Genomic DNA, 4665 nt, shown 5'->3' with positions numbered 1-4665 from the left:
CCCCACAACACCCCCCGCCGAGGGCTACGCCGACGCCGAGCGGGCCGCCGTGCACCGGGTCATCCGCGACCGGCGCGACATCCGCAACGGCTTCCGCTCCGACCCCATCCCGCACGAGGTGCTGCTGCGCGTCCTCGAGGCCGCGCACACCGCGCCCAGCGTGGGGCAGTCGCAGCCGTGGGACTTCGTGGTCATCCGCTCCGAGGAGACCCGGCGCACCATGCACGAGTTGGCCACGCGCCAGCGCGACGCGTACGCCAAGTCGCTCCCCAAGGGGCGGGCCAAGCAGTTCAAGCAGCTCAAGGTCGAGGCGATCCTCGAGACTCCGGTCAACATCGTCGTGACCGCCGACCCGACCCGCGGCGGCCGTCACACCCTGGGCCGGCACACGCAGCCGCAGATGGCGCCGTACTCCTCCGCGCTCGCCGTGGAGAACCTGTGGCTCGCCGCGCGGGCCGAGGGGCTTGGCGTGGGCTGGGTCAGTTTCTTCGACGAGCGCGAGATGGTGCGTGCGCTCGGGTTGCCCGAGCATCTGGAGGTCGTGGCGTATCTGTGCGTGGGGTACGTCGACGAGTTCCCCGAGGAGCCGGAGTTGGTGAAGACGGGGTGGTCCAAGAGCCGCCCGCTGTCGTGGGTTGTACATGAGGAGACGTACGGGCGGCGCGCGCTGCCCGGTGAGGACCCGGCGAATCTGCTGCAGGAGACGCTGCGCGGCATCCGTCCGCTGGACGCGAAGGCGCTCGGCGAGGCGTGGGAGCGGCAGAAGCGTATGACGAAGCCGTCGGGCGCGCTGGGGATGCTGGAGATCATCTCGGCGCAGTTGAGCGGACTGTCCCGTAAGTGCCCGCCGCCGATCCCCGAGCCCGCCGCTGTCGCGATCTTCGCGGGAGACCACGGGGTGCATGCGCAGGGGGTCACCGCCTGGCCGCAGGAGGTGACCGGCCAGATGGTGGCCAACTTCCTGGGCGGCGGGGCGGTCTGCAACGCCTTCGCGAGTCAGGTCGGCGCCGAGGTGTGCGTCGTGGATGTGGGCGTGGCGAGTGAGCTGCCCAACACGCCGGGGCTGCTGCCGCGCAAGGTGCGGGCGGGGACCAGCGACTTCACCGTCGGCCCCGCGCTGAGCCGCGAGGAGGTGCTGCGCGCCATCGAGGTGGGCATCGAGACGGCCCGTGACCTGGTGGCCGCCGGGAACAAGGCGCTGTTGACGGGCGAGATGGGGATCGCCAACACCACCGTGTCGGCCGCCTTGATCTCCGTCTACACCGACGCCGACCCGGCCGAGGTCACCGGGCGCGGCACCGGCATCAACGACGAGATGCACGCCCGCAAGGTCGATGTCGTACGGCGCGGTCTGGAGCTGCACCGGCCCGATCCGGCCGACCCCATCGGCGTTCTGTCCGCGTTCGGCGGCCTGGAGCACGCCGCGATGGCCGGGCTGCTGCTGGGCGGCGCGTCCCTGCGTACCCCCGTCATCCTGGACGGGGTGAGCGCGGGCGCGGCGGCGCTGGTCGCGCGGGCCATCGCGCCCGAGGTGCTGGCCGCCTGCATCGCCGGGCACCGCAGCGCCGAGCCCGGACATGTGGCCGCGCTGAACAAGCTGGGGCTGCGGCCGCTGGTCGATCTCGATCTGCGCCTGGGGGAGGGGACGGGTGCGCTGCTGGCCCTGCCCGTGGTGCAGAGCGCCGCCCGGGCCATGCACGAGGTGGCGACCTTCGATTCCGCCGGAGTCACGGAGAAGGGCTGACGTCCGCCCCCGCCACGTAAGGTGTGCGCGGGGGCATATCCCACAGCCGACCAGCCCGATCAGGACCGTTCAGCACCGGATCAGCGCCGATCAACCCCGTCGGCGCCGATCAGCCCGATCACCGATCAGCACCGATCAGCCAGATCAGCACCGATCAGCGATCAGCCGCTCCAGCGCCGCAGCGGCAGCGCATTCGCACGAGGAGAGCCGCATCGCCATGTCCGATAACTTTGCATACCCCGTGGGACTGCGCCTGTCGGGGCGTCGGGTCGTCGTCCTCGGGGCCGGTCAGGTCGCCCAGCGTCGGCTGCCGGCGCTGATCGCGGCGGGCGCGGACATCGTGCTGATCTCGCCGTCCGCCACGGCGTCCGTCGAGGCGATGGCCGAGGCCGGCGAGGTGCGCTGGGAGCGCCGCAAGTATCAGGACGGCGACTTCGACGGCGCCTGGTACGCCCTGATCACCACCGACGACCCCCAGGCCAACGCCGCCGCGTCGGCGGAGGCGGAAGCGCGCCGGGTGTGGTGCGTACGCAGCGACGACGCCGAGGCGTCCACCGCCTGGACCCCGGCCACCGGGCGCAGCGAGGGTGTCACCGTCGCCGTGCTCACCGGCCGTGACCCGCGCCGCTCCGCCGCCGTGCGCGACGCGGTCGTCGAGGGGCTGCGCGACGGCACCCTCGCCGCGCCTCGCCACCGCGCCCGCGGGCCGCATGTCGCGCTGGTCGGCGGCGGCCCCGGCGATCCGGATCTGATCACGGTGCGCGGCCGTCGGCTGCTCGCCGAGGCGGATGTGGTCGTGGCCGACCGCCTGGGCCCCCGCGATCTGCTCGACGAGCTGCCGCCCCACGTCGAGGTGATCGACGCGGCGAAGATCCCGTACGGCCGTTTCATGGCCCAGGAGGCCATCAACAACGCGCTGATCGAGCATGCGAAGGCGGGCAAGTCGGTGGTCCGGCTCAAGGGCGGCGACCCCTTTGTCTTCGGGCGCGGTATGGAGGAGGCGCACGCACTCGCGGAGGCGGGTATCCCCTGCACCGTCGTACCGGGCGTCACCAGCGCGATCAGCGTGCCGGCCGTGGCCGGGATCCCGGTGACCCACCGGGGTGTGGCTCATGAGTTCACGGTGGTCAGCGGGCATGTCGCGCCCGACGACCCGAGCTCGCTCGTGGACTGGGCGGCGCTGGCGAAGCTGCGCGGCACACTCGTCCTCCTCATGGCCGTCGAGAAGATAGGCTCCATCTCCGCCACGCTGATCGAGCACGGCCGGGCCGCGAACACCCCGGTCGCCGTCGTCCAGGAAGGCACGACCGCGACCCAGCGGCGCGTCGACGCGACCCTGGCCACGGTGGCGGAACGGGTCGCGGCCGAGGGGGTACGGCCGCCCGCGGTCGTGGTGATCGGCGAGGTGACCGCCCTCGCCTCGGGTAACCATCGGTAACGCATCGCGTCGGCGTCATTGGCACGACCTCCAGGACAAGGCAGTATCACCCTGTGGCTGATCTCATCACCGTCGATGACCCCGATGACCCGCGGCTGCGCGACTACACGGGTCTGACCGATGTGGAGCTGCGGCGCAGGCGCGAGCCCGCCGAGGGCCTGTTCATCGCCGAGGGCGAGAAGGTCATCCGGCGGGCCAGACAGGCCGGTTACGAGATGCGTTCCATGCTGCTGTCGGCGAAGTGGGTCGACGTCATGCGGGACGTCATCGAGGACGTCCCGGCGCCGGTCTACGCGGTCAGCCCCGATCTCGCCGAACGCGTGACCGGCTACCACGTCCACCGGGGCGCTCTCGCCTCCATGCAGCGCAAGCCGCTGCCCGAGGCGGAGCAGCTGCTGGAGGGCGCCCGGCGCGTGGCGATCATGGAGTCCGTCAACGACCACACCAACATAGGCGCGATCTTCCGCAGCGCCGCGGCGCTCGGCATGGACGCGGTGCTGCTCTCACCGGACTGCGCCGACCCGCTGTACCGCCGTTCCGTCAAGGTCTCCATGGGCGCCGTCTTCTCCGTCCCGTACGCGCGCCTGGAGACCTGGCCGCGCGGTCTGGAAGCGGTCCGGCACACCGGCTTCAAGATCCTTGCCTTGACGCCCGACGAGAAGGCCACCTCCATCGACGACGCCGCCCCCCACCGCATCGAGCGCGTCGCGCTGATGCTGGGCGCGGAGGGGGACGGGCTCTCCGTGCAGGCCCTTATGGCCGCGGACGAGTGGGTGCGCATCCCTATGGCCCACGGCGTCGACTCCCTCAACGTGGGCGCGGCGGCGGCGGTCGCCTTCTACGCGGTCACGGCGGGCCGCCCGCAGGGCTGACGACCGGCCGAGGCCGCGTAAGAGGCCCCCGGCCCCGCCCCGCGCACGTCATCTGTGCAGCGGCGGCGCGGCACCCTGCGACGGCGCCGTGGGCGCGGGCGTCGGCGCCCCCAGCCCCAGGGGCGGCCCCTGGCAGCCCTGGGCCGCCGCGATGCCCAGCGCGACCAGCAGCGTCACCACGACGAAGACGATCAGCCGCTGGCGCATCAGCCGACGGTCCGGCCCGACGGGCCGGCGTCCGTTCCGCGGCGTACGGAGCGTACGGACGGGCGGCCGCGCGCCGTTGCGCCCAGAGGGGCGCGCGGGGGTCGGGCGGGCGCCGGAGTTACGGCCCGTGGACCCAGTGGACCCAGGGGCCCCGGCCGAACCGGCGGAGCGGCCCCCCGTACCCGGCCCCGGGCGCGGCGCAGAGGCGCGCGGAGCCTGGGCGCGGGGCGCGGGGGGAGGAGTGCCGCCGGGGCGCCGCTCCGTACGCTGCCGTGTGTACTCGTCGGCGCGCCGGCCGCTCGGCCGCTCCGACGGCTGCCGCGGCCCGGGGTGGTGCCCGCCGGACGAGTGGCCCCCTGAGTGCGGACCTCCCGAGTGCGGACCCCCTGAGTGCGGACCTCCCG

General features: G+C 73.3%; 4 protein-coding genes. 3 read left to right on the top strand and 1 reads right to left on the bottom strand.

Annotated elements, in window-relative coordinates; translation table 11 throughout:
• From cobT to CCN51_RS50325, 3 genes are all read left to right on the top strand, one after another.
• Window positions 1-1744: nicotinate-nucleotide--dimethylbenzimidazole phosphoribosyltransferase (gene cobT, locus CCN51_RS50335; protein WP_086861168.1), on the top strand; the 1744-nt coding region annotated here is incomplete at its 5' end.
• A 217-nt stretch (window positions 1745-1961) separates the two neighbouring features.
• Entirely contained in the window at window positions 1962-3182 is a 1221-nt protein-coding gene (cobA, locus tag CCN51_RS50330) for a uroporphyrinogen-III C-methyltransferase (protein WP_014175045.1), read from the top strand.
• Window positions 3183-3235: 53 nt separating this feature from the next.
• Window positions 3236-4054 carry a TrmH family RNA methyltransferase gene (locus CCN51_RS50325; RefSeq protein WP_014175044.1) on the top strand — a complete coding sequence of 273 codons (819 nt, stop codon included), beginning with the start codon at window positions 3236-3238 and terminating at the stop codon, window positions 4052-4054.
• A 48-nt stretch (window positions 4055-4102) separates the two neighbouring features.
• On the opposite strand, the gene CCN51_RS58845 is transcribed toward CCN51_RS50325, so the two are convergent.
• On the bottom strand, window positions 4103-4261 hold the full coding sequence (locus CCN51_RS58845; protein WP_245881866.1) for a hypothetical protein: 159 nt from the start codon (window positions 4259-4261) through the stop codon (window positions 4103-4105).
• Window positions 4262-4665 lie beyond the last annotated feature (404 nt).

It is taken from the genome of Streptomyces milbemycinicus (assembly GCF_002154605.1).
Classification (GTDB): Bacteria; Actinomycetota; Actinomycetes; order Streptomycetales; family Streptomycetaceae; genus Streptomyces; species Streptomyces milbemycinicus.
This window is presented reverse-complemented; position numbering and strand designations above follow the sequence as displayed.

Excerpts from the sequence above, each read along its gene's own strand:
- CCN51_RS58845 (WP_245881866.1), bottom strand. The coding sequence starts at position 4,261 with ATGCGCCAGCGGCTGATCGTCTTCGTCGTGGTGACGCTGCTGGTCGCG.
- cobA (WP_014175045.1), top strand. The coding sequence starts at position 1,962 with ATGTCCGATAACTTTGCATACCCCGTGGGACTGCGCCTGTCGGGGCGT.